This window comes from Streptomyces sp. NBC_01351, assembly GCF_036237315.1.
GTDB lineage: Bacteria > Actinomycetota > Actinomycetes > Streptomycetales > Streptomycetaceae > Streptomyces.
Genome location: NZ_CP108356.1, coordinates 2,971,445 through 2,994,261, shown reverse-complemented (window position 1 = coordinate 2,994,261; position 22,817 = coordinate 2,971,445). Strand labels below are relative to the sequence as shown.

Here is a 22,817-nt window from a genome sequence, read left to right as displayed (position 1 = left end):
TGCCTGCCCTTTCCCCCTGCTCTCTGTTGGAGGTCTGATGGGCCGCTACCTCATCCGCCGACTCATACAGGCGATCCCTGTTCTGCTCGGTGCCACGTTCCTGATCTACTTCCTCACCTTCCAGATGCCTGGAGCCGACCCGATTCAGCTCCTCGCGGGTGACAAGAAGGCCGACCCGCTCGTCGCAGCCATGCTGCGCGAGAAGTACCACCTCGACGACCCGTTCCTGCTGCAGTACTGGAACTACATCAGCGGCGTCTTCCAGGGCGACCTCGGTGAAACCCTCACCGGTCGCAAGGTGTCCGACCTGATCGCCGAAGCGTTCCCGTACACGGTGAACCTCGCCATCATGGCCTTCGTCATCGAGGCGATCGTCGGCGTGCTCGCCGGCATCATGGCCGCGCTCCGCCGCGGGAAGTTCCTCGACCAGCTGGTGCTGCTCTCCACGCTGATGGTCATCTCCATCCCCGTCTTCGTCACCGGCTTCGTGCTGCAGCTGACGCTCGGCGTGAAGCTCAACACCGCCTGGGGCATCGACTTCTTCCCCGTCTCCTTCAACGAAGCCGACGGAATGCGGGCCTACATCCTCCCGGCGTTCGTCCTCGCCTCGACCTCCCTGGCGTACGTGGCCCGACTGACCCGTACCAGCCTCATGGAGACGATGCGCGCCGACTACGTGCGCACCGCGACCGCGAAGGGCCTGCCCCGCCGCCGCGTCGTCGGACGCCACGCGCTGCGCAACGCGCTCATCCCGATCGTCACGTTCCTCGGAGCAGACCTCGGCGGTCTCATGGGCGGCGCGGTGATCACGGAGCGCATCTTCAACATCCACGGTCTCGGCGGCACGCTCGCCCAAGCCGTGTACCTCAAGCAGGGTGCCGTCGTCGTCGGCGGTGTGACGCTTCTCGTCCTCATCTACCTCGTCGCCAACCTGCTGGTGGACCTGCTGTACGCCGTGCTCGACCCGAGGATCCGCTATGCGTGACACAACTACGGTGGGGGATGAGTTGACCGGCACCCGTACCACCGAAGCCCCTGCCACGAGCAGCCCGGTCTCCAAGGGCGACCGCAAGAAGCGCAAGGACCGCGAGGCCAGCCTCTGGTCCGACGCGATGCGGGACCTGCGCCGCAACCCGATCTTCCTCATCGGCAGCGTGCTGGTGCTGGCCATGCTGGTCGTGTCGGCCGTGCCGCAGTGGTTCACCGACGGCAGCCCCTTCGACGCGACCGCCTGCACCCTGCAGAACTCGCTCAAGACCCCGAGCGCGGACCACTGGTTCGGCTTCGACATCCAGGGCTGCGACGTCTACACGCGTACCGTCTGGGCGGCCCGGAACTCCGTGATCGTCGGCGTCGTGACCACCACGCTGGTGATCCTCGTCGGTGGCGGCCTCGGTCTGCTGGCCGGCTGGCTCGGCGGAATCGCCGACAGTGCGCTCTCCCGCTTCGCCGAGATCTTCTTCGCCATCCCGCTGCTCCTCGGCGGAATGCTGATCATGTCCGCCCTGCCCGGCAACGCGTGGACGGTCTCGATCGTTCTGGCGACCCTCGGCTGGCCGCAGATCTTCCGCATCATGCGGTCCTCGGTGCTGCAGAACAAGAACAACGACTACGTGATGGCCGCCCGCGCCCTCGGCGCCGGTTCCTGGCGCATCACGATGCGGCACATCCTGCCGAACGCCGTCGCCCCCGTCATCGTGGTCGGCGCGATCAGCCTGGGTGTGTACATCTCCGCCGAGGCGGCCCTGTCGTACCTCGGCATCGGTGTCCAGCCCCCGGAGATCTCCTGGGGCCTGATGGTCAGCGACGCCTCCGTCCGCTGGCTCCAGGCTCCGCACGTGCTCCTCTTCCCGGCCGCCGCGCTGAGCATCACCGTGCTCGCGTTCATCATGGTCGGCGACGCGGTGCGCGACGCCCTCGACCCGAAGCTGCGCTGAGGAAGGGCGTACGTTGACCATCATCGACAAGACCTCGAACGTCCCCGCGCCCCGCTCGGCGCCGGAGGACATGCCCCTTCTCGAAGTGCGCGACCTGCACGTCGAGTTCCACACCCGCGACGGCGTCGCCAAGGCCGTCAACGGTGTCTCGTACTCCGTGAACGCCGGCGAGACCCTCGCCGTCCTCGGCGAGTCCGGCTCCGGCAAGTCCGTGACGGCGCAGGCCATCATGGGCATCCTGGACATGCCCCCCGGCAAGATCCCGCACGGCGAGATCCTGTTCCAGGGCACCGACCTGCTGAAGCTGCCGGCCGAGGAGTACCGCAAGATCCGCGGCTCCAAGATCGCGATGATCTTCCAGGACGCGCTGTCCTCGCTGAACCCGGTGCACACCGTCGGCGCCCAGCTCGGCGAGATGTACCGCGTGCACCGCGGCATGTCGAAGAAGGACGCCACGGCCAAGGCCATCGAGCTCATGGACCGGGTGAAGATCCCCGCCGCCAAGGCGCGCGTGGGCGACTACCCGCACCAGTTCTCCGGCGGTATGCGCCAGCGCATCATGATCGCCATGGCGATGGCCCTGGAGCCCGACCTGATCATCGCCGACGAGCCCACCACGGCTCTCGACGTGACGGTCCAGGCCCAGGTCATGGACCTGCTCGCGGAGCTCCAGCGCGAGATGAACATGGGCCTGATCCTGATCACCCACGACCTCGGCGTCGTCGCCGACGTCGCGGACAAGATCGCCGTGATGTACGGCGGGCGGATCGTCGAGAACGCCCCGGTGCACGAGATCTACAAGAACCCGGCGCACCCGTACACCCGCGGTCTGCTGGACTCGATCCCGCGCCTGGACCAGAAGGGCCAGGAGCTCTACGCGATCAAGGGCCTGCCGCCCAACCTGCTCAACATCCCCTCGGGCTGCGCCTTCAACCCGCGCTGCCCCAAGGCGACGGACATCTGCCGCACCGACGTGCCGGTGCTGCACCAGGTGACCGCGCAGGACGGCACCGAGCTGCCCGGTCGCGGCAGCGCGTGCCACTTCTGGAAGGAGCAGCTCCATGGCTGAGCTCACCAAGAACGCCCCCGAGCGCGAGCCGATCCTCCAGGTCCGCAACCTGGTCAAGCACTTCCCGCTGACCCAGGGCATCCTGTTCAAGAAGCAGGTCGGCGCGGTCAAGGCCGTCGACGGGATCTCCTTCGACCTCTACCAGGGCGAGACCCTCGGCATCGTGGGCGAGTCCGGCTGTGGCAAGTCCACCGTCGCCAAGCTCCTGATGAGCCTGGAGACCGCCACCGCCGGCGAGGTCTTCTACAAGGGCCAGGACATCACCAAGCTGTCGGGCAAGGCCCTCAAGGTCGTGCGCCGCAACATCCAGATGGTGTTCCAGGACCCGTACACCTCGCTGAACCCGCGCATGACGGTCGGTGACATCATCGGGGAGCCGTACGAGATCCACCCCGAGGTGGCTCCGAAGGGCGACCGGCGCCGCAAGGTCCAGGAGCTCCTGGACGTCGTGGGTCTGAACCCGGAGTACATCAACCGCTACCCGCACCAGTTCTCCGGCGGTCAGCGCCAGCGCATCGGCATTGCCCGCGGCCTCGCGCTCAACCCGGAGATCATCATCTGCGACGAGCCGGTCTCCGCGCTCGACGTGTCGGTGCAGGCGCAGGTCATCAACCTGATGGAGAAGCTGCAGGACGAGTTCAACCTCTCCTACGTCTTCATCGCGCACGACCTGTCGATCGTCCGGCACATCTCGGACCGCGTGGGCGTCATGTACCTCGGCAAGATGGCCGAGATCGGCACGGACGCGCAGATCTACGACCACCCGACGCACCCCTACACCCAGGCGCTGCTGTCGGCGGTCCCGGTCCCGGACCCCGAGGTCCGCGAGAACCGCGAGCGGATCATCCTCACCGGTGACGTCCCGTCCCCGGCCAACCCGCCGTCGGGCTGCCGCTTCCGCACCCGCTGCTGGAAGGCCCAGGACAAGTGCTCCACCGAGGAGCCGCTGCTGGCGATCCCGACCCGCTTCCAGGGCCAGGACACGCACGCGGCGCACGAGTCGGCGTGCCACTTCGCGGAGGAGCGGGCCATTCTGGCCGTCTGATCCCGCGTGGCGCTCGGCGCGCAGCACGCTGCCGTACGGCGTTCAGGGCGCCCGGCACCGGATTCCTCCGGTGCCGGGCGCCCTGCCGTTTCCTACGGGGGCCGGCGCGGGCGCATCTCAGCCTCGCCGGCGTTTGAGGCGCGGGGTCCGGGGCGGAGCCCCGGCGGCGGCGCCGCGGGCAAAGGCGGTTGCGCTCGCACCCCGCGCCCCCGGACAGTGAGCGGATGCGTGAACCGCACCCGCCGCTCACCGTCCGGCCCGCAGGGCCCGGGGACGCGTCCGAGATCTGCGCCCTGCTCAACGCCGTCGACATCATCGAGATCGGCAGACCCGAGACCGACCTCGGCACCGTCGAGGCCGACCTCAACCACCCCGAGATCGACCTGGCCACCGACTCCTGGCTCGCCTTCCGGGACGGCCGGCTCGTGGCCTACGCCCTGGTCTGGAACGACTCCGGCCCCGGCCGCGTCGACGGGGACCACTACGTGCTGCCGGGACCGGAGCACTCCGAAGCCGCCGAACGCCTGCTGGAACTCATGGAAGCCCGGGCCCGCGAGCTGGCCGCCGCCGCCCCGGCGGAGCCGGCCCGGCTGCGGATCCAGCTCAACGTGAAGCCCACCCTCGACCTCTCCCTGCTGACCGCACGCGGCTACCGCGGTGTCCGCCGCTACCACGTGCTGACCCGCGCCCTCGACCCGGCCGCCGACCTCCCCCCGGTCCCGGCGCAGGGGCTCGTCCTGCGCCACTGCGGCGCCGACGAGGCCGACCGCCGCCGGGCCCACGCCCTCGTAGAGGAGACCTTCGCCGCGCACTACGGCCATGTGGAGCGCGCCTACGAGCCCTGGCTGGACCACCTCGACGCCCGGGAGCTCGACTGGTCCCTGGTGTGGATCGCGAGCCTGCCCGAGCTCGGCGACGTAGCTGTACTCCTCACCCGCGACGACCGCACCAGCATGGGCTGGGTCAGCCACCTCGGCGTGCGCGAGGACGCGCGGGCCCGCGGCATCGGCGGTTTCCTGCTGCGCCACGGCTTCGCCGTCTACGCGGCCCGCGGCCGGGACACCGTGGGCCTCGGCGTGGACACCCACAACGAGACCGGCGCCCTCGCCCTGTACGAGGCGCACGGCATGGGCCTGCACTACGCGGTGGAAACCTGGGAGCTGCCTTTGCACTCGCACGGGTGACAGGCGGCGGACGCACGGGTGCAATCGGTCCAACCAGAAGTGCGGGGAACCCCATAACGGGTGACATTGGCCCCAAGCGAGTCTTGGGACCATAGGAGGCACTTCATGCGCGGAGCCACCCACGCCAAGTGGGCCGCTTGTGCGGTGGCCGTCGCCCTCGCGGCGACGGCCTGCGGTGGGGACAGCGACAGCGGCGGGGGCGGTGGCGCGGGAATCGTCAGCTCCTCGTGGGGTGACCCGCAGAACCCGCTGGAGCCGGCCAACACCAACGAGGTGCAGGGCGGCAAGGTCCTCGACATGCTCTTCCGGGGTCTGAAGCGGTACGACCCGAAGACGGGCGAGGCCAACAACATGCTCGCCGAGAAGATCGAGACGACCGACAGCCAGAACTTCACGATCACGCTGAAGGACGGCTGGAAGTTCAGCAACGACGAGCCCGTCACCGCCCAGTCCTTCGTGGACGCGTGGAACTACGGCGCGGACGTGCGCAACAAGCAGAACAACTCGCCGTTCTTCGCCGACATCGTCGGCTACGCGGACGTGCACCCGGAGTCCGGCGAGCCGAAGTCCAAGACGATGTCCGGACTGGTCGTCAAGGACCCCAAGACCTTCACGGTCGCCCTGAAGGACAAGTTCTCCACCTGGCCCGAGACCCTCGGCTACCAGGCCTTCTCCCCGCTGCCCAAGGCCTTCTTCACCGACCACGCCGGCTGGCTGAACAAGCCCGTCGGCAACGGCCCGTACACGGTGGACTCGTACACCAAGGGCACCGGGATGAAGCTGCGCAAGTGGGACGCGTACACCGGCGAGGACAAGGCGCAGAACAACGGAGTGGACCTGAAGGTCTACACCGACAACAACACCGCCTACACCGACCTGATCTCCGGCAACCTCGACCTCGTCGACGACGTCCCGGCGCAGCAGCTGAAGAACGTCAAGAACGACCTCGGCGACCGGTACATCAACCAGCCGGCCCTCATCATCCAGACCCTCACCTTCCCGCTGTACGACCCCCAGTGGAGCAAGGCGGGCTCGGAGAAGGTCCGCCAGGGCATCTCGCGGGCGATCAACCGCGACGAGATCACCCAGCAGATCTTCCGCGAGACCCGCACCCCCGCCAAGGACTGGACCTCGCCGGCCCTCGGCGAGAAGGGCGGCTTCTCCGCCACGGTCTGCGGCGACGCCTGCGTCTTCGACCCGGCCGAGGCCAAGAAGCTCATCGCGGAGGGCGGCGGACTCCCCGGCGGCAAGGTCACGCTGACCTCGAACGTGGACACCGGCTCGCACCGCGAGTGGATGGACGCCGTCTGCAACAGCATCAACAACGCGCTGGGCGAGGGCCCGGTCTGCACGGTCAACCCGGTCGGCACGTTCGCCGACTTCCGCAACCAGCAGAGCTCCTACAAGCTGACCGGCCCCTTCCGCTCCGGCTGGCAGGCCGACTACCCGCTGATCCAGAACTTCCTGCAGCCGCTGTACTACACCGGCGCCTCCTCCAACTACGGGAAGTTCAGCAACCCGGAGTTCGACAAGCTCGTCGACGAGGCGAACCGTGAGAGCGACGCGGCCAAGGCGACCGCCACGTTCCAGGAAGCCGAGAAGATCCTCGCCGAGCAGATGCCGTCGATCCCGCTCTGGTACCAGAACGGCAGCGCCGGCTACTCCGAGCGGATCTCGGACGTGACGCTCAACCAGTTCAGCGTCCCGGTCTACGACCAGATCAAGGTCAGCTGACCGACCTTCGGATCGATCCTGGAGCAGTCCATGGGACGTTATGTGATCCGGCGGCTGCTCCAGATGATCCCGGTGTTCATCGGCAGCACGTTCCTGATCTTCTTCATGGTGTACGCGCTCGGCGACCCGGTCGCGGCCCTCTTCGGCGACAAGGCCCCCGACCCCGCCACCGCCGCGCGCATCCGCAAGGACCTCTACCTCGACCAGCCCCTGTGGAAGCAGTACCTGCACTACATGGGCCAGATCTTCCAGGGCGACTTCGGCACCGCCTTCAACGGCCAGCCCGTCACCGAGCTGATGGCCTCGGCCTTCCCCGTCACCCTGCGCCTGACCATCGTCGCGATCTTCTTCGAGATCGTCATCGGCATCACCCTCGGTGTGGTCAGCGGACTGCGCCGGGGCAAGGCCGTCGACACCTCGGTGCTGGTGATGACCCTCGTGGTGATCTCCGTGCCCACCTTCGTGACGGGCTACCTGCTCCAGTTCGTCTTCGGCGTCAAATGGGGCTGGGTACGGCCCACCGTCTCCCCGGACGCCCCCTTCAGCGAGCTGATCCTGCCCGGCATCGTGCTCGCGCTGGTCTCACTCGCCTACGTCACCCGGCTGACCCGCACCTCCATCGCCGAGAACGTCAAGGCCGACTACGTCCGCACCGCCGTCGCCAAGGGCCTGCCGCGGCGCCGGGTCATCACCCGGCACCTGCTGCGCAATTCCCTGATCCCGGTGGTCACCTTCATCGGCACCGACATCGGCGCCCTGATGGGCGGGGCCATCGTCACCGAGCGGATCTTCAACATCCACGGCGTCGGCTACCAGCTCTACCAGGGCATCCTGCGCAACAACTCACCCACGGTGGTCGGCTTCGTGACCATCCTCGTCATCGTCTTCCTGCTGGCGAACCTGCTGGTCGACCTGCTCTACGCGGTCCTGGACCCGAGGATCCGTTATGCCTGAGCCCGACCCCGAGCGTCCCGAGCGCCCCGAAGAGCACGGCTACGACCCCGTCGGTCCCCGGCCGCACGAGGCGATGTCCCCGACCGGTCAGGGTGGAGTGATGGATCTGGCCCTGGAAGAGGCCGAAAGCCTGGAGAAGGTGCCCGGCCCCCCGGGGCCCGCCGGCCCCTCCGAGAAGGCCCGTTCGCTGTGGTCGGACGCCTGGCACCAGCTGCGCCGCAACCCCGTCTTCCTCCTCTCCTCCCTGCTGATCCTCTTCCTCGTCGTCATCTCGATCTGGCCCCAGCTCATCGCGAGCGGCGACCCGCTCCAGTGCGACCTGTCCAAATCGCAGCAGGGCTCGTCCCCGGGCCACCCCTTCGGCTACGACACCCAGGGCTGCGACGTGTACACCCGCACCGTCTACGGAGCCCGCGCCTCCATCACCGTCGGCGTCTGCGCCACCCTCGGCGCCGCCCTGCTCGGCTCCCTCCTCGGCGGGCTCGCCGGCTTCTTCGGGGGCTGGGGAGACTCGCTGCTCTCCCGGGTCGCCGACATCTTCTTCGGCATCCCCGTGGTCCTCGGCGGCCTGGTCTTCCTGTCCGTCGTCACCAGCACCACCGTCTGGCCCGTCGTCGGCTTCATCGTGCTGCTGGGCTGGCCGCAGATCGCCCGCATCGCCCGCGGCTCGGTGATCACCGCCAAACAGAACGACTACGTCCAGGCCGCCCGGGCCCTCGGCGCGGGCAACGGCCGGATGCTGCTGCGGCACGTGGCGCCCAACGCCATCGCACCCGTCATCGTCGTCGCCACGATCGCCCTGGGCACGTACATCGCCCTGGAGGCCACCCTGTCCTTCCTCGGCGTGGGCCTGCGACCGCCCACCGTCTCCTGGGGCATCGACATCTCCAACGCCGCCTCGCAGATCCGCAACGCCCCGCACATGCTGCTGTGGCCGGCGGGCGCGCTGAGCCTCACAGTGCTCGCCTTCATCATGCTCGGCGACGCGGTGCGCGACGCCCTCGACCCCAAGCTGCGCTGAGGAGCCCCGCACATGCTGCTCGAAGTCCGCGACCTGCACGTGGAATTCAAGACGCGCGACGGAGTCGCGAAGGCGGTCAACGGTGTCGACTACTCGGTGGACGAGGGCGAGACCCTCGCCGTGCTCGGCGAGTCGGGGTCCGGCAAGTCGGTGACCGCCCAGGCGGTGATGGGCATCCTGGACATGCCGCCGGGCCGCATCACGAGCGGCGAGATCCTGTTCAAGGGCAAGGACCTCCTGAAGATGAAGGAGGACGAACGGCGCAAGGTCCGCGGCGCCGAGATGGCCATGATCTTCCAGGACGCGCTGTCCTCCCTGAACCCGGTGCTGAGCGTGGGCGCGCAGCTCGGCGAGATGTACGAAGTGCACCGCGGGATGTCCCGCAAGCAGGCCAAGGCCAAGGCCGTCGAGCTGATGGACCGGGTGAAGATCCCGGCGGCGAAGGAGCGGGTGGGCGACTACCCGCACCAGTTCTCGGGCGGCATGCGCCAGCGCATCATGATCGCCATGGCGCTGGCCCTGGAGCCCTCGCTGATCATCGCGGACGAGCCGACGACCGCCCTCGACGTCACCGTCCAGGCGCAGGTGATGGACCTGCTGGCCGAGCTCCAGCGCGAGCTGAACATGGGCCTGATCCTGATCACCCACGACCTCGGCGTCGTCGCCGACGTGGCCGACAAGATCGCCGTCATGTACGCGGGCCGGATCGTCGAGGCGGCCCCCGTCCACGCCATCTACAAAGCCCCCGCCCACCCCTACACCCGCGGCCTGCTGGACTCCATCCCGCGCCTGGACCAGAAGGGCCAGGAGCTCTACGCCATCAAGGGCCTGCCGCCGAACCTGCTCAGGATCCCGCCCGGTTGCGCCTTCAACCCGCGCTGTCCGATGGCGCAGGCCGTGTGCCGCACCGACGTCCCGCCGCTGTACGAGGTGACCGGGTCGCCCGGGGAGCGGACCAGCGCCTGCCACTTCTGGAAGGAGTGCCTCCATGGCTGAGTCCCTGCTGGAAGTGAAGGACCTGGTCAAGCACTACCCGCTGACCCAGGGCATCGTCTTCCGCAAGCAGGTCGGCGCGGTCAAGGCGGTGGACGGGGTCTCCTTCGACCTGCGGGCCGGCGAAACCCTCGGCATCGTCGGCGAGTCCGGCTGCGGCAAGTCCACCGTCGCCAAGATGCTGGTCAACCTGGAACGCCCGACGGCCGGCTCGATCTCGTACAAGGGCGAGGACCTGACGAAGCTGTCGGGCAAGGCCCTCAAGGCCGTGCGCCGCAACATCCAGATGGTGTTCCAGGACCCGTACACCTCGCTGAACCCACGCATGACGGTCGGCGACATCATCGGGGAGCCGTACGAGATCCACCCCGAGGTGGCCCCGAAGGGCGACCGGCGCCGCAAGGTGCAGGAGCTGCTCGACGTGGTCGGCCTCAACCCCGAGTACATCAACCGCTACCCGCACCAGTTCTCCGGCGGCCAGCGCCAGCGCATCGGCATCGCCCGCGGCCTCGCCCTCCAGCCCGAGATCATCGTCGCCGACGAGCCGGTCTCCGCACTCGACGTCTCCGTCCAGGCCCAGGTGATCAACCTGCTGGACCGGCTCCAGAGCGACTTCGACCTGTCCTACGTGTTCATCGCGCACGACCTGTCGATCGTCCGGCACATCTCCGACCGGGTCGGCGTGATGTACCTGGGCCGGATCGTGGAGATCGGCACCGACGCGCAGATCTACGACCACCCGACGCACCCCTACACCCAGGCGCTGCTGTCGGCCGTGCCCGTCCCGGACCCGCAGGCCCGCGCCCACCGCGAGCGGATCATCCTCAGCGGCGACGTCCCGTCCCCGGCCAACCCGCCCTCGGGCTGCCCCTTCCGCACCCGCTGCTGGAAGGCCCAGCAGCGCTGCACGGACGAGGTGCCGCTGCTCGCCGTCCCCGCGGTCTTCCCCTCGGGCCCGGCGGCCCACCCCTCGGCCTGTCACTTCGCGGCGGAGAAGCAGGTGGTGCCGCCGTCGCCCCCGCAGGACGCGGGGGAGCAGCCCGGCGGCACCGGGGACGCGGGGGGCGTATGACCCGGCGCAGGGCGGCCGTTCGGGGCGCACGGCCGAGCGGATCCCGCCGGATGCGCCCCGCCGCGCCGTGGCCGTCGAGCGGGCGATGATTTCCGGCCACCCGCGGCCGTCCCCGGCCGACCCGTGTGGTGGGGGAGCTCGTAGGGGCAACTCGGTTAACATGCAGGCAACTTGACCGTTTCTGCCCCGAGATCTGGGGCATGCAGCCTGTGTGACGTGCGGCCGTGCGGGTGCCGACAGCCGGTCGGAGAGGCTTAGGAGCTCTCCGACCGGCCTTCTGTGTGACCCAGCCCATGCGCGGCGTGCGCCCCTCGTGCTGCCGGAATTCGATCGATGCGCTGGTACGGATAGTTATGATCCGTAGCGCACGGTGGGTATGAGTCCTGCCGAGCACGAATGCGCGTACCGATGTCCGCTCGACGTGGAGGTGAACCGCCGTGGCACTCTCGATCTCGGCCGTGGTGCTGCTGGCGATCGTCGTCTTCCTGCTGGTCCGCAGGTCGGGCCTGAAGGCGGGACACGCGGTGGTCTGCGTACTGCTCGGCTTCTACCTGGCGAGCTCGACCATCGCCCCGACCCTCAGCCAGCTCACGTCCAACGTGGCGAGCATGATCAGTGGCCTCAAGTTCTGAGGTCGAGCTCGTAGGGTAGGCCCATGAACGGTCTTCCCGCCCGTCGGCTGCTCCTCGTGCACGCGCACCCGGACGACGAGTCGATCAACAACGGCGTCACCATGGCCAAGTACGCGGCCGAGGGCGCCCACGTCACCCTGGTGACCTGCACCCTCGGCGAGGAGGGTGAGGTCATCCCGCCCGGCCTCGCCCACCTGGCGGCCGACCGCGACGACACCCTGGGTGCCCACCGCGTTCGCGAGCTCGCCGAGGCCATGGCGGAACTCGGCGTCACCGACCACCGGTTCCTCGGCGGCCCCGGCCGCTTCCGGGACTCCGGGATGATGGGCGCCCCGCAGAACACCCGCCCCGGGGCCTTCTGGTCCGCCGACGTGGACGAGGCCGCCGCCTACCTCGTCGAGGTGATCCGCGAGGTGCGCCCGCAGGTGCTCGTCACCTACGACCCGAACGGCGGATACGGGCACCCCGACCACATTCAGGCCCACCGGGTCGCCACGCGCGCCGCCGAACTGGCCGCCGAGGGCACCTACCGGCGCGACCTGGGCCGGCCGCACGGGATCGCGAAGGTCTACTGGAACCGCGTCCCGCTCTCGGTGGTCGAGGAGGGCTTCGCCGAACTGCGCGCCGCCGGAGCCGAGTCGCCGTTCCCGGGGATCGCCGCCCCGCAGGACATCCCCGGGGTGGTCGCCGACGAGCGGATCACCACCGAGATCGAGGCCCCGCGGGAGCTGGTGGCGGCGAAGGCGGCCGCGATGCGCGCCCACGCCACCCAGATCGCCGTGGACGGAACCTTCTTCGCCCTCTCCAACGACCTCGCGCAGCCCCTGTTCACCCGCGAGTACTACGAACTCGTCGCGGGCGAGCAGGGAGTGACGGCGGGCGGGCGCGAGCACGACCTCTTCGCGGGGGTCGGGGCATGACCGCGGCACTGACCCCGGGCCGGATCGCCGGCGCCCTGGGCCTGCTGGTGCTCGGCGTGCTGACCGGCCTGGCCGGCTGGCTGGCGCTGGACCTGTGGTTCCCCGGCGGGCTGCTGCTCGGCCTGCTGGCCGTCCTCGGGCTCTTCCTCGGCGGCCGCATCGCCCTCGGCGTCGGGCTCGGCGTGGGCGGGGCGGCCGGCGGCTGGTTCCTCTCGTACGTGATGCTCGGAGCCCCGCGCCCCGAGGGCGACTTCCTGTTGAGTTCGTCCGGAATCGGTATGTACGCCTACCTTTTGGGTGGAACGGTGCTCGCTGTGATGTGCGCCACGATGCACGGCCCGGTGGAGGGATCGGTTTCGGCCGGGCGGCCCGCCAAGTGACGTGGTGTCGGACTTGGTAGAGGTGACGGGGGAGGGGCGCACGGGGGCTCGCGGGTCGCTCCGGAGGGGTCCGGCGGGGGCTTCGGGGAACCCCTGAATCCCGGGGGTCAGTTGCGTCCGGGCGGCGGCCAGTATGGTGGACGGGCCGCCGAGCTGCCCGCGCACGGTATGACGGGCGGCGGAGCCAACCGGGAGAACCTGCCTTGAGTCGTGAAACCGACAGTTCGTCCTCCGGGCCCAAGCGGTCCGGTGGAGCCGCCTACCCCTCGGGTACGCCGCCGTATGGAACCGGCCAGACCGTGCCCTCGGGACCTGGCGCGGCGAACACCCCGGAGGAGAACTCTGTGACCTCGAACCCGTCAACGCCCGATTCCGACGGACCCAAGACCGAGACCACGCTGACGACGCGGATCCGTATCAACATCCCGGGTTCCCGGCCGATCCCGCCCGTGGTCGTGCGCAAGGCGATGGGTACCGACAACGGTTCGGCGGAGGCCCGGCCGGAAGCGGCGCAGCAGACGCCCGACCCGGCACCGCGCCGGACCCAGGGGGCCCCGCAGGCCCCTGGGGGCGCCGCACCGGGCCTCGCGCAGCGGCCGAAGCCCCAGCCGACCCGGATCGAGGCCGAGCAGGAGCCGGCCGCGGAACCCGCGGAGACGGCCAGCAACTGGTTCGCCCCCCGCAAGGGGTCCGCCCCGCAGGCCCCCGCCCCGGCTCCGCAGCCGGCGCAGCGGCCCGCGCTGCTGCCGTCCCGCCCCACCGGCGCCTCGGCCCCCGGCTCGGTGCCGCCGCCCGCGGCCGTCCCGCCGGCTGCCCCGGGCATGCCCGGCGGCGGCTTCGCGCAGCGGCCCATGGCTCCCGCCGGACCCGGTCCGGAGCTCCGCCACGGCCACGGCGCGGGCCCGATGCAGGGCGGCCCGATGCAAGGCGGCCCGACGCCCGGCGGCCCGATGCAGGGCGCTCCCATGCCCGGCGGCCCGATGCAGGGCGCTCCCATGCCGGGCGGGTCCATGCCCGGGGCTCCCATGCCGGGCGGGTCCATGCCCGGGGCTCCCATGCCCGGAGGTCCCGTGCCGGGCGGCGCTCCCATGCCCGGCGCGCAGGTACCCCCGGGCTTCGCCCCCACCGGCACCGCGGGCCCCGCCGGCCCCACCGCGGGCCCCAACTTCGGCAGCGGCCCGGTCGGCGGGCCCGTCGGCGGCCCCCGAGTCGGCGGCCCCGGTGTCGGAGGCCCCCTTGGCGGCCCCGGCGTGGGCGGTCCCTTCGACGGTCCCGGCGCCGGGGAAGCACCCCGCTGGCCCGGCCCCGGGCTGGACACCCCGCCCCCGGCATCCGACCCGGCCGCCCCCCGCCTCGCGCCCGCCCAGCCGAAGCCGAGGGCCGCTCAGGGGAAGCCCGCCCCCGCCAAGAAGAAGCGCCGCTCCAAGGTGGTCCCGTTCGGCGGCGCGGTCATCGCCCTGTTCGGCGTGGCCTACGGCGCGGGCCTGCTCCTGAACCACTCCGACGTCCCCAAGGGCACCACCGTCCTCGGCGTCGACATCAGCGGCAGCCGCGACGAGGCCGTGTCCAAGCTCCAGACCGCCTTCGGCAGCCGCGCTGCCGCGCCGCTCCAGTTCAGCGTCGGCGGCAAGCAGGTCGAGCTGAAGCCGGAGAAGGCGGGCCTGAGCCTGGACAGCCAGACCACCGTTCGCAACGCGGTCGGCAGCGACTACAACCCGATGACGGTCATCGGCTCGCTCTTCGGCAACGAGCGCGTCGCCGAGCCCGTGATGCCGGTCGACGAGGAGAAGCTCCAGGTAGCCCTCCAGGAGCTCGCCGGAACCTCCGGCACCGCCACCGAGGCGACGATCACCTTCGACACCGGCAAGGCCGTGGCCGTCCCCGGCAAGCCCGGCGCCGCCCTCGACGTCGACGCCTCGGCCGCCATCGTCGCCAAGGCCTTCCGCGACCTGGTCGAGTCCGGCGAGCCGGCCGTGCCCGAACTGCCCGTCACCACCAAGGCGCCGACCATCGACCAGGCCGAGATCGACCGGGCGATGAAGGAGTTCGCGGAGCCCGCCATGTCCGCGAACGCCGTCGTGAAGGTGGGCGGCAAGTCCATCGCCTTCGGCGCCAAGTCCCTGCCCAAGATCCTCAGCATGCAGCCCGTGGACGGCCACCTCGTCGAGAAGTTCGACCTCGACGCGCTCAAGGCCACGTACGGGAACACCTTCGACGGGGTCCTGATCACCCGCGGCACCGGCGACAAGACCGCGGTCACCCCGCAGGACGTGGCCGGCGCCCTCACCAAGGCCCTGCGCGGCAAGACCACGGCCGAGCGCACCGTGGTCATCGACACCAACGTCGGCTAGGCCCCGCCCGCACATGACCGTGCCCCCGTCCGGACGACCCCGGGCGGGGGCACCGTCGCGTCCGCGGCCTCCTGGGGCGGAGCCCCGGGGACGGGGAGCCGGGTCAGTTCAGGAGGGCCCGGGCGGCCGCGGCCTCCGCGCGGATGCGGGCCGCCGCATCGGCGTCGATCACCGCCACCACGTCCGCGTACGACTCCAGCTCGGCCGCCCCCGCCAGGAACGCCCCCCGTTCCACGAGCAGCCGCGCCCGGTCGTACCGCAGCGCCGCCGGATGCGACGGCAGCAGCAGCGACAGCTCAAGGGCCCACAGTGCGACCCCCGAGTGCTCCGGGCGGGCCGACGCCCACGCGCGGACGTTGTTCAGGATGCGGAGCACGATGTCCAGGGTCCGGGCCGGGCTGCGCGGCCCGGAGGCCAGCTCCGCCGGGCCGGCGCCCAGCGACGCGCCGCCCGCGAACGGGTCGACCACCACACCCTCATCCGGATCCCCGAAGCCCACCACGAAGTGCCCCGGCAGGCCCAGCCCGTACACCGGCGCCCCCGCCCGCCGGGCGACCTCCAGCCAGACCACGGACAGCAGGATCGGCAGGCCGCGCCGACGCCGCAGCACCTCGTGCAGGAGGGAGGATTCGAGGCGGTCGTAGTCGGCCGGGGTGCCGTGGAAGCCGAGCCGGCCGCCCAGCAGTTCCGTGACCGCCGACGCCCACTCCCGCGCGCCCCGCAGCCCGTACGGCAGCATCCCGGCGAGCCGGTCCAGTTCGATCTGGGCCCAGTCCATGACGCTCCCCCAGTCTTCGACCGGGGGGACCCCCAGGAGCTCCGGGTCCGCCTCCGCCGCCAACAGCAGGCACAGCACCGCCAGGTCCGGCCGCTCCGCGCGCGCCTCCGCCGCGAACTGCTCCCGCCAGGGCGACGTCACGAGGCCGCCCCGCGCCGGTAGTGGTGGTACGCGTGGTGCGTCGCGAAGCCGAGGCCGTCGTACAGCGCCAGCGCCCCCGCATTGTCCGTCTCCACCTGGAGCCACGCCGCCGAGGCGCCCTCCTCCAGGGCCTTGCCGGCCAGAGCCGCCATCACGGCCGTCGCCAGACCCGCCCGGCGGTGCTCCGGATCGACGGTCACCGCCGCGAAACCGGCCCACCGCCCGTCGACCACGAGCCGGCCGATGGCCCGGCCGCCCGGCAGCGCCGCGAACCACACCGACGGGCCCTCCACCAGCATCCGGCGGGCCAGGTCCGGATCGGTGACCTTCCCGTAGCGGCCGAGCCACTCCTCGTCCGGGACACGGGTCAGACGTACGGACCCGGCGGCGGGCGCCTCGACGTCGGCCACGGGGGCCAGCGCCCCGATCCGTACCTCCGCGGACACCTCGGACACCCAGCCCCGGCGCTCCAGCTTCGCGCACAGCAGTTCCTGCGTACCGGCGGCCCCGGTCGCGGCCTGCACGTAGGCCGGAAGCCCGCGCTCCGCGTACCAGGAGGTCACTCGCGCGAGTGCATCGTCCAGCGGTATCCCGGGGTCGCCGAGCGGCAGCACGGAGTTGGCCCGCCGGGTGAAGCCGGCCGCGGCCCGCAGCGTCCACCCGCCCAGCGGCTCGCTCTCCAGCGGCTGCCACGACCGCGCCGCGATCCGCGAGAGCTCCTCGAAAGAGGCTGCCGGACCCCGCCTGCGGGCCGGTGCCGGGGGCACCACCTTGCCCGCGACCAGCAAGGATTCCGCGATGCGGACGGACTGGCCGTTCTTCCGTGTGATCACCAGCACACCCTGGTCCCAGGATGTGAGAACCCCGACCGTGTCCGTGAACTCGGGTGATCCGCTCAGCCCGCCCTCCACCCGTCGTACAGAGACTCGTTTACCCACGTCAGCCGGGGTAATCCGGACCTCCAGCAGTCCGCCCGCAGTGAATTCCACAGCTCTGTCCGCCCCTCCTGTTCGGATCGTGCCCGGGAACGGAGATACTAGGTGCGGGCATCGACGACGCCGCGCTCCCGCGCGATATGGACAGCCCTACCGAGGAGGAACGAGAGCGTGACCTACGTCATCGCGGAGCCTTGTGTCGACGTCAAGGACAAGGCATGCATCGAAGAGTGCCCCGTCGACTGCATCTACGAGGGCCAGCGGTCCTTGTACATCCACCCCGACGAGTGCGTCGACTGTGGTGCGTGTGAGCCGGTCTGCCCGGTCGAGGCCATCTTCTACGAGGACGACACTCCGGAAGAGTGGAAGGACTACTACAAGGCGAACGTCGAGTTCTTCGACGAGCTCGGTTCGCCCGGTGGTGCCTCCAAGCTGGGCCTGATCGAGCGCGATCACCCCTTCATCGCGGCGCTCCCCGCCGACATCAACCCGTCTCACTGAGGGTTCACGGCAGTAGCGCCACTCGGCCCCGTACGGCCTGCCCGCCGCACGGGGCCGAGGTGTTTCCCGAACTTCGCGTCCCGCACCCAGAGAGAGCAGAGACCACCGTGGCCGCAGTATCCGACCGTCTTCCCGCCTTCCCCTGGGACAAGCTGGAGCCGTACAAGGCCACGGCGGCGGCCCACGCGGACGGCATCGTCGACCTGTCGGTCGGCACCCCCGTGGACCCGGTCCCGGAGCTGATCCAGCGCGCCCTCGTCGGCGCCGCGGACTCCCCGGGCTACCCGACGGTGTGGGGCACGCCCGCCCTGCGCGACGCGCTCACCGGCTGGGTGCGCGGCCGCCTCGGCGCGAGCGCCGCCGGCCACCGTAACGTGCTGCCGGTCGTCGGCTCCAAGGAGCTGGTGGCCTGGCTGCCGACCCAGCTGGGCCTCGGCGCGGGCGACAAGGTCGCCTACCCCCGCCTCGCGTACCCGACCTACGAGGTCGGCGCGCGGCTGTGCGGCGCCGAAGCGGTGGTCTACGACGACCCCACCGAGCTGGACCCGGCCGGCGTGAAGCTGCTGTGGCTCAACTCCCCGTCCAACCCCACCGGGAAGGTCCTCTCCAAGGAGGAGCTGATCCGGATCGTGGCCTGGGCGCGCGAGCACGGGATCCTGCTCTTCAGCGACGAGTGCTACCTGGAACTGGGCTGGGAGGCCGAGCCCGTCTCCGTCCTCCACGACGAGGTCTGCGGCGGCTCCTACGAGGGCATCGTCGCCGTCCACTCGCTCTCCAAGCGCTCCAACCTGGCCGGATACCGGGCGGCCTTCATCGCCGGTGACGCGGAGGTCCTCGGCGAACTGCTGGAGATCCGCAAGCACGGCGGCATGATGACCCCGGCGCCCGTACAGGCCGCCACGGTGGCCGCGCTCGGCGACGACGCGCACGTCGAGGAGCAGCGCGTCCGCTACGCGGCCCGCCGCGCGGCGCTCCGTACTGCGCTGGAGGCGCACGGCTTCCGGGTCGAGCACAGCGAGGCCAGCCTCTACCTGTGGGTGACCCGGGACGAGCCCTGCTGGGACACGGTCGCCCACCTCGCGGGGCTGGGCATCCTGGTCGCGCCCGGCGACTTCTACGGCGAGGCGGGCGCGCGGTTCGTACGCGTCGCCTTCACCGCCACCGACGAGCGGGTGGAGGCGGCGGTCAAGCGCCTCGCGGGCTGAGCCCCGCCGGGACCGTCCGTACACGCCCGAAGGGGCCGGGAGTTCGTGCTCCCGGCCCCTTCGGCGTTCCAGCGGTGCTGCGGTCGTACGGTGATCAGCCGAGCGGCAGGCCACCGGGCAGGCCACCCGGCAGCTCGGCGGGCAGCCCGGCCGGCAGGCCGCCGGACAGCGAGTCCAGCGGCAGGTCCTGCGCGGCCGGTACGGGCAGCCCGCCGAGCAGGCCGCCGGCCTTGCCGGCCACGTCGGCGGCCGGGACGGCCTGGGTGGCCGTCTCCGTGGCCGCGGAGGCGGTGTCCGTGGCCGACGCGGTGGCGTCGGCGGTGTCCGGGGCGGTCAGGGCGCCCAGCTGCGGCACGGACTCCAGGCCGGCGGCACTGGCCGCGCCGGCCGCACCGACCACGGGCGCTGCCCCGGCTGCGACGAGCAGCGCGGCACGGGCGATCCGACGGGTCAGGGGGAGGGACATGTTGCTCCTAAGCGGTAGCGGCTGAGTACGCCGTGTACAACCGCTCGGGGGGCGGGAGGAGTTGCGGAACCGCCGGGTAAAGGATCAGTAACGCATCGTTTAATCGGCTTCCGCGAAAAGCCCATTGAATGCGCGCCCACCAGCGCTTCTGTGGGTGCGGAGGCCCGTCGCCCCACCCGCCGGGTCACCCCCGCACGGGTGACTCCTCGCACGCGCGACCGGGCGGCGCCCAGCGGGCGCGCCCGCCGGGGTCGTCGAGCCCCGCCGGGTCGTCCGGCGGCCGGGGCCGCCGCGTCACCAGCTCACCGGCTCCACCGGCTCCACTGGGTCGCCGGGTCGCCGGGCCGTCGGGTCGCCGGGCCGTCGGTCACGGCGTCACCGGGCCGTGGGCCGTCGGTCACGGGGTCACGGGGTCACGGGGTCACGGGGTCACGGGGTCACCGAGACGCCGGGGATGCCGGGCCCCCGGGCAAGGGGTCGTACGGGTCACCGGCTCAGCGGACCACGAAGATCCGTACGTCCTCCGGGCCCGCGCCCAGCGGGTCGCCGGTCCCCGAGGTGCCCGGCGCCCTGTCCACCCAGCGGCCCTTGTTCTCGCCCGCGATCCACGCCTTGCCGTCGTAGGCCACCCGCGAGATGTTCAGCTCGGCGGCGTTCGCGACCGCCCAGTGCGCGAGTTCCCAGCCGCGCTGCCCCTCGACCGCCGCGCCCTTCTTGGCCGCCACCGGCACGGTGATCTCGGTCCGCTCCATCGGCCCCGAGTGCCCCGCCGAGGACGCGGGCGGCCCCAGCCGCGGCGCCGTCTTCTCCCCGAACACCCGGGTCAGCTCCGCCTGTACCTTCCGCGGATCGCCCGTCCCGGGCCGCGGCGCGGGACCGGTGCAGGTCAGCGTCCCCGGGGCGGCGCCCGTGAACGCCGCCGCGAGCAGCGTCGCGTCCGGCTCGTGCTTCGCGTACGCCTGCGGGAAACCGCTGAGCTGCACCTGCTGCGCGGCCTCCGTCAGCGGCAGCCGCGCCCACCCCCGGACCGCCTTGAGACGGTCGTAGAAGATTCCGGCCGAATACACGGGGTCGCGGATCTGCTCGGGCGTCCCCCAGCCCTGCGAGGGCCGCTGCTGGAACAGACCGAGCGAGTCCCGGTCGCCGTGGTCGAGATTGCGCAGCGCCGACTCCTGCATCGCGGTCGCTATCGCTATCGTCACCGCCCGCTCCGGCATCGGTTTGCCCGTGCCCACGGCCGCGATCGTCGCAGCGTTCCCCGCCTGCTCGGTGGTCATCGAGTACGAGTCGCCCGCGCCCGCGCCGGCGGCGCGCACGGTGCAGTGCGGCGCACCCTGACCGCCGGTCGAGTCCTGCTTGGCGGCGAAGTAGCCGACGACCGCGAGCAGGACCAGCAGGCCGGCGGCGGCGCGCAGCAAGCGGCTGCGGAGACGGGGACGGTGGTGATCGCTCTTGGACACGCGGCCCACCGTACTTGAGCCACGTGACGCGTCCACCGGGCGGACGTGGAAGGTTCGCCACAGCCCGGGGCGTTAGGGTCAGAGCCATGTCCGAATCCGAGCTCGACCTCACCCAGGACGCCGCCGAGCTGACCGCCCGGCTCGTCGACATTCCGTCCGTGAGCGGCGACGAGAAGGTACTCGCCGACCTCGTGGAACACGCGCTGCGTGCACTCCCGCACCTCACCGTGGACCGTTTCGGAAACAACGTCGTGGCCCGTACGGACCTCGGCCGCGCCGAGCGCGTCGTCCTCGCCGGCCACCTGGACACCGTGCCGATCGCCGACAACGTTCCGTCCCGCCTCGACGAGAACGACGTCCTGTGGGGCTGCGGCACCACCGACATGAAGTCCGGCGTCGCCGTGCAGCTGCGCATCGCGGCCACCGTGCCCGAGCCGAACCGCGACCTCACCTTCGTCTTCTACGACCAGGAAGAGGTCGCCGCCGACCTCAACGGTCTCGGCAAGGTCGCCGAAGCCCACCCGGACTGGCTGACCGGCGACTTCGCGGTGCTCCTGGAGCCCTCCAACGCCGAGGTCGAGGGCGGCTGCCAGGGCACCCTGCGCGTCCTGCTGCGCACGACCGGCGAGCGCGCCCACTCCGCCCGCAGCTGGATGGGCTCCAACGCCATCCACACCGCCGGCCCGATCCTGGCCACGCTGGCTGCGTACGAGCCGCGCAAGCCGGTCATCGACGGCCTGGAGTACCACGAGGGCCTCAACGCGGTCCGCATCGACGGCGGCGTCGCCAACAACGTCATCCCCGACGCGTGCACGGTCACGGTCAACTTCCGCTACGCCCCGGACCGCAGCGAGGCCGACGCCCTCGCCCACGTCCGGGAGGTCTTCGCGGACTGCGACATCGCCGAGTTCGTGGTCGACGACTCCTCGCCCGGCGCCCTGCCCGGCCTGTCCCACCCGGCCGCCGCCGCCTTCATGGAGGCCGTCGGAGGACACGCCATGCCGAAGTTCGGCTGGACGGACGTCTCCCGCTTCAGCGCCCTCGGCGTCCCCGCGGTCAACTACGGTCCGGGCGACGCCTTGCTGGCCCACAAGGTCGACGAGCGCGTGGAAACGAAGGCGATCCTTCACTGCGAGGAACGACTCCGTGCCTGGCTGACCTCCTGAATTCCGCTTCCCGTCACCTTTGTGCGCCTACGCTGATCCAACGATCAGCAGGAGGGAGCACACCATGGGCAACCCCGAGAGTTCCGCCCGTCGTCGGCCCGAGGAGCAGCAGCTCGGGCCGGTGCTGAGGAGGCGGAGCCAGATCAAGGCGGGCAGTACGACCGACCAGCGGCTGCTGGATTCGGCGGGGCCCTCCGAGTGGGTGCACACCGATCCGTGGCGGGTCCTGCGCATCCAGTCGGAGTTCATCGAGGGCTTCGGCACGCTCGCCGAGCTGCCGCCCGCGATCAGCGTGTTCGGGTCCGCCCGCACCGCGGCGGGCACGCCCGAGTACGAGGCGGGCGTACGGATCGGCGGCGCGCTGGTCGACGCCGGCTTCGCGGTGATCACCGGCGGCGGGCCGGGCGCCATGGAGGCGGCCAACAAGGGCGCCCGCGAGGCCAACGGCATCTCCGTCGGCCTGGGCATCGAGCTGCCCTTCGAGCAGGGCCTGAACCAGCACGTCGACCTCGGGCTGAACTTCCGGTACTTCTTCGTCCGCAAGACGATGTTCGTGAAGTACAGCCAGGGCTTCGTCGTCCTGCCGGGCGGCCTCGGCACGCTGGACGAGCTGTTCGAGGCGCTGACCCTGGTCCAGACGCAGAAGATCACCCGCTTCCCGATCGTGCTGTTCGGCACGGAGTACTGGAGCGGTCTGATCGACTGGCTGCGCAACACGGTGATCGCCCAGGGCAAGGCCTCGGAGAAGGACCTCTACCTCTTCCACGTCACGGACGACGTGGACGAGGCGATCGCCCTGGTGACGAAGGAAGTCGGCAAGTAGGCCCACCGGGCACATCCTGCCTCGCCGGCGTTCGAGGCGCGGGGTCTGGG

Annotated in this window: 22 protein-coding genes; 18 read left to right on the top strand and 4 right to left on the bottom strand. The window is 71.1% G+C overall.

Annotation, left to right across the window (positions count from 1 at the left end; all coding sequences use genetic code 11):
* Window positions 1-37: 37 nt before the first annotated feature.
* The 14 genes from OG625_RS13300 (at window position 38) to OG625_RS13235 (ending at window position 15,292) form a co-directional block, all read left to right on the top strand.
* Window positions 38-985, top strand: coding sequence for an ABC transporter permease (locus OG625_RS13300; RefSeq protein ID WP_329379647.1), 948 nt, complete (start codon window positions 38-40; stop codon window positions 983-985).
* Window positions 978-1,937: an ABC transporter permease gene (locus tag OG625_RS13295; RefSeq protein WP_329379644.1), complete on the top strand. Its 960-nt coding sequence runs from the start codon at window positions 978-980 to the stop codon at window positions 1,935-1,937. The genes OG625_RS13300 and OG625_RS13295 overlap by 8 nt, the downstream gene beginning before the upstream one ends.
* 13 nt (window positions 1,938-1,950) lie before the next feature.
* Window positions 1,951-3,006 (top strand): ABC transporter ATP-binding protein, encoded by a 1,056-nt coding sequence (locus OG625_RS13290; protein ID WP_329379641.1) that lies wholly within the window; start codon window positions 1,951-1,953, stop codon window positions 3,004-3,006.
* On the top strand, window positions 2,999-4,051 hold the full coding sequence (locus OG625_RS13285; RefSeq protein ID WP_329379638.1) for an ABC transporter ATP-binding protein: 1,053 nt from the start codon (window positions 2,999-3,001) through the stop codon (window positions 4,049-4,051). The genes OG625_RS13290 and OG625_RS13285 overlap by 8 nt, the downstream gene beginning before the upstream one ends.
* A gap of 224 nt (window positions 4,052-4,275) precedes the next feature.
* On the top strand, window positions 4,276-5,235 hold the full coding sequence (locus tag OG625_RS13280) for a GNAT family N-acetyltransferase (RefSeq protein WP_329379636.1): 960 nt from the start codon (window positions 4,276-4,278) through the stop codon (window positions 5,233-5,235).
* A 105-nt stretch (window positions 5,236-5,340) separates the two neighbouring features.
* The gene (locus OG625_RS13275; protein ID WP_329379634.1) at window positions 5,341-6,969 is read left to right on the top strand and encodes a peptide ABC transporter substrate-binding protein; all 1,629 of its coding nucleotides are present in this window, start codon (window positions 5,341-5,343) and stop codon (window positions 6,967-6,969) included.
* A gap of 30 nt (window positions 6,970-6,999) precedes the next feature.
* Complete coding sequence (locus tag OG625_RS13270; protein ID WP_329379631.1) at window positions 7,000-7,923, top strand: ABC transporter permease; 924 nt, start codon at window positions 7,000-7,002, stop codon at window positions 7,921-7,923.
* Window positions 7,916-8,944, top strand: a complete 1,029-nt coding sequence (locus OG625_RS13265; RefSeq protein ID WP_443067707.1) for an ABC transporter permease — start codon at window positions 7,916-7,918, stop codon at window positions 8,942-8,944. The genes OG625_RS13270 and OG625_RS13265 overlap by 8 nt, the downstream gene beginning before the upstream one ends.
* A 12-nt stretch (window positions 8,945-8,956) precedes the next feature.
* A complete protein-coding gene (locus OG625_RS13260) occupies window positions 8,957-9,940 on the top strand; it encodes an ABC transporter ATP-binding protein (RefSeq protein ID WP_329379628.1) in 984 nt (327 codons plus the stop codon).
* Window positions 9,933-11,009, top strand: a complete 1,077-nt coding sequence (locus tag OG625_RS13255; protein WP_329379625.1) for an ABC transporter ATP-binding protein — start codon at window positions 9,933-9,935, stop codon at window positions 11,007-11,009. Before OG625_RS13260 ends, OG625_RS13255 begins: the two co-directional genes overlap by 8 nt.
* Window positions 11,010-11,446: 437 nt before the next feature.
* Window positions 11,447-11,641 (top strand): hypothetical protein, encoded by a 195-nt coding sequence (locus OG625_RS13250; RefSeq protein ID WP_053677094.1) that lies wholly within the window; start codon window positions 11,447-11,449, stop codon window positions 11,639-11,641.
* A 23-nt stretch (window positions 11,642-11,664) separates the two neighbouring features.
* Window positions 11,665-12,561 (top strand): N-acetyl-1-D-myo-inositol-2-amino-2-deoxy-alpha-D-glucopyranoside deacetylase, encoded by an 897-nt coding sequence (gene mshB, locus OG625_RS13245; RefSeq protein WP_329379620.1) that lies wholly within the window; start codon window positions 11,665-11,667, stop codon window positions 12,559-12,561.
* The gene (locus OG625_RS13240) at window positions 12,558-12,941 is read left to right on the top strand and encodes a DUF6113 family protein (RefSeq protein WP_329379617.1); all 384 of its coding nucleotides are present in this window, start codon (window positions 12,558-12,560) and stop codon (window positions 12,939-12,941) included. Before mshB ends, OG625_RS13240 begins: the two co-directional genes overlap by 4 nt.
* 344 nt (window positions 12,942-13,285) lie before the next feature.
* A complete protein-coding gene (locus OG625_RS13235; protein WP_329379614.1) occupies window positions 13,286-15,292 on the top strand; it encodes a peptidoglycan binding domain-containing protein in 2,007 nt (668 codons plus the stop codon).
* Between the two features lie 103 nt (window positions 15,293-15,395).
* Here OG625_RS13235 and OG625_RS13230 read toward each other — a convergent pair whose 3' ends face one another.
* Window positions 15,396-16,211 (bottom strand): transglutaminase-like domain-containing protein, encoded by an 816-nt coding sequence (locus OG625_RS13230; protein WP_329379611.1) that lies wholly within the window; start codon window positions 16,209-16,211, stop codon window positions 15,396-15,398.
* Entirely contained in the window at window positions 16,208-17,200 is a 993-nt protein-coding gene (locus OG625_RS13225; protein WP_329379608.1) for a GNAT family N-acetyltransferase, read from the bottom strand. Before OG625_RS13225 ends, OG625_RS13230 begins: the two co-directional genes overlap by 4 nt.
* Before the next feature lie 117 nt (window positions 17,201-17,317).
* Here OG625_RS13225 and fdxA point away from each other — a divergent pair, with 117 nt between their 5' ends.
* Together fdxA and dapC are read left to right on the top strand one after the other, a co-directional pair.
* Window positions 17,318-17,647: a ferredoxin gene (gene fdxA / locus OG625_RS13220; protein ID WP_030868357.1), complete on the top strand. Its 330-nt coding sequence runs from the start codon at window positions 17,318-17,320 to the stop codon at window positions 17,645-17,647.
* A gap of 107 nt (window positions 17,648-17,754) precedes the next feature.
* Window positions 17,755-18,852: a succinyldiaminopimelate transaminase gene (gene dapC, locus OG625_RS13215; RefSeq protein WP_329379605.1), complete on the top strand. Its 1,098-nt coding sequence runs from the start codon at window positions 17,755-17,757 to the stop codon at window positions 18,850-18,852.
* Window positions 18,853-18,946: 94 nt separating this feature from the next.
* On the opposite strand, the gene OG625_RS13210 is transcribed toward dapC, so the two are convergent.
* Window positions 18,947-19,318, bottom strand: a complete 372-nt coding sequence (locus tag OG625_RS13210; protein WP_329379602.1) for an ATP-binding protein — start codon at window positions 19,316-19,318, stop codon at window positions 18,947-18,949.
* 494 nt (window positions 19,319-19,812) lie between these two features.
* Entirely contained in the window at window positions 19,813-20,778 is a 966-nt protein-coding gene (locus OG625_RS13205) for a hypothetical protein (protein ID WP_329379599.1), read from the bottom strand.
* Window positions 20,779-20,864: 86 nt separating this feature from the next.
* On the opposite strand from OG625_RS13205, the gene dapE reads away from it, so the two are divergent.
* Together dapE and OG625_RS13195 are read left to right on the top strand one after the other, a co-directional pair.
* A complete protein-coding gene (gene dapE, locus OG625_RS13200; RefSeq protein WP_329379596.1) occupies window positions 20,865-21,944 on the top strand; it encodes a succinyl-diaminopimelate desuccinylase in 1,080 nt (359 codons plus the stop codon).
* Between the two features lie 64 nt (window positions 21,945-22,008).
* Window positions 22,009-22,767 (top strand): TIGR00730 family Rossman fold protein, encoded by a 759-nt coding sequence (locus OG625_RS13195; RefSeq protein ID WP_329379593.1) that lies wholly within the window; start codon window positions 22,009-22,011, stop codon window positions 22,765-22,767.
* Window positions 22,768-22,817: the final 50 nt, after the last annotated feature.

Excerpts from the sequence above, each read along its gene's own strand:
- OG625_RS13300 (WP_329379647.1), top strand. The coding sequence starts at position 38 with ATGGGCCGCTACCTCATCCGCCGACTCATACAGGCGATCCCTGTTCTG.
- OG625_RS13295 (WP_329379644.1), top strand. The coding sequence starts at position 978 with ATGCGTGACACAACTACGGTGGGGGATGAGTTGACCGGCACCCGTACC.
- OG625_RS13285 (WP_329379638.1), top strand. The coding sequence starts at position 2,999 with ATGGCTGAGCTCACCAAGAACGCCCCCGAGCGCGAGCCGATCCTCCAG.
- OG625_RS13280 (WP_329379636.1), top strand. The coding sequence starts at position 4,276 with ATGCGTGAACCGCACCCGCCGCTCACCGTCCGGCCCGCAGGGCCCGGG.
- OG625_RS13275 (WP_329379634.1), top strand. The coding sequence starts at position 5,341 with ATGCGCGGAGCCACCCACGCCAAGTGGGCCGCTTGTGCGGTGGCCGTC.
- OG625_RS13270 (WP_329379631.1), top strand. The coding sequence starts at position 7,000 with ATGGGACGTTATGTGATCCGGCGGCTGCTCCAGATGATCCCGGTGTTC.
- OG625_RS13265 (WP_443067707.1), top strand. The coding sequence starts at position 7,916 with ATGCCTGAGCCCGACCCCGAGCGTCCCGAGCGCCCCGAAGAGCACGGC.
- OG625_RS13260 (WP_329379628.1), top strand. The coding sequence starts at position 8,957 with ATGCTGCTCGAAGTCCGCGACCTGCACGTGGAATTCAAGACGCGCGAC.
- OG625_RS13255 (WP_329379625.1), top strand. The coding sequence starts at position 9,933 with ATGGCTGAGTCCCTGCTGGAAGTGAAGGACCTGGTCAAGCACTACCCG.
- mshB (WP_329379620.1), top strand. The coding sequence starts at position 11,665 with ATGAACGGTCTTCCCGCCCGTCGGCTGCTCCTCGTGCACGCGCACCCG.
- OG625_RS13240 (WP_329379617.1), top strand. The coding sequence starts at position 12,558 with ATGACCGCGGCACTGACCCCGGGCCGGATCGCCGGCGCCCTGGGCCTG.
- OG625_RS13210 (WP_329379602.1), bottom strand. The coding sequence starts at position 19,318 with ATGTCCCTCCCCCTGACCCGTCGGATCGCCCGTGCCGCGCTGCTCGTC.
- dapE (WP_329379596.1), top strand. The coding sequence starts at position 20,865 with ATGTCCGAATCCGAGCTCGACCTCACCCAGGACGCCGCCGAGCTGACC.
- OG625_RS13195 (WP_329379593.1), top strand. The coding sequence starts at position 22,009 with ATGGGCAACCCCGAGAGTTCCGCCCGTCGTCGGCCCGAGGAGCAGCAG.